1 protein-coding gene is annotated in these 477 nt (G+C 30.0%); it reads left to right on the top strand.

The window, feature by feature from the left end:
- Positions 1-41: 41 nt before the first annotated feature.
- On the top strand, positions 42-477 hold a 436-nt coding region (locus JHD69_RS20315; protein ID WP_199142140.1), incomplete at its 3' end, for a hypothetical protein.

Here is a 477-nt window from a genome sequence, read left to right as displayed (position 1 = left end):
TTCTTAGTGTAATTGAAGCTTTAAAACCTAAACGATAAGTTATGTTGAAGAGAAGTTATTATCCAGTTTTCTTGTTTTTTTTAGTTTTAAGTTCTTGTAAAAATTATTTACCAGGCTTCGATTTTGAATCATTTGACAAAACACCAGTAAGTGAATTAGCTGATGCTGTTAAAAGTGAAAACTTAAAACAAATTGATTTTCTTATAAAATCGAAGAAGCTTCCAGTAGATTATCTTGATCCAAGATTTGGACACTCATTGCTAATGTTGTCAGTTACAAATAATTTAGAAAAATCAACAAGTAGGTTGCTGGAATTAGGGGCTAACCCAAACTTAAAATCAAGAAAACTAGAAGATGTAGAAGTTAATACAGCAATGTTTATTGCTTGTAAAGATTATTTGAATAGGAATGATTGTAAAACAGACATTTTGAATTCTTTGATTAAAGGCTGTCTCTTATACACATCTGACGCTGCCG

Source organism: Pedobacter sp. ASV12, assembly GCF_016429155.1.
Lineage (GTDB): Bacteria > Bacteroidota > Bacteroidia > Sphingobacteriales > Sphingobacteriaceae > Pedobacter.
This window is presented reverse-complemented; position numbering and strand designations above follow the sequence as displayed.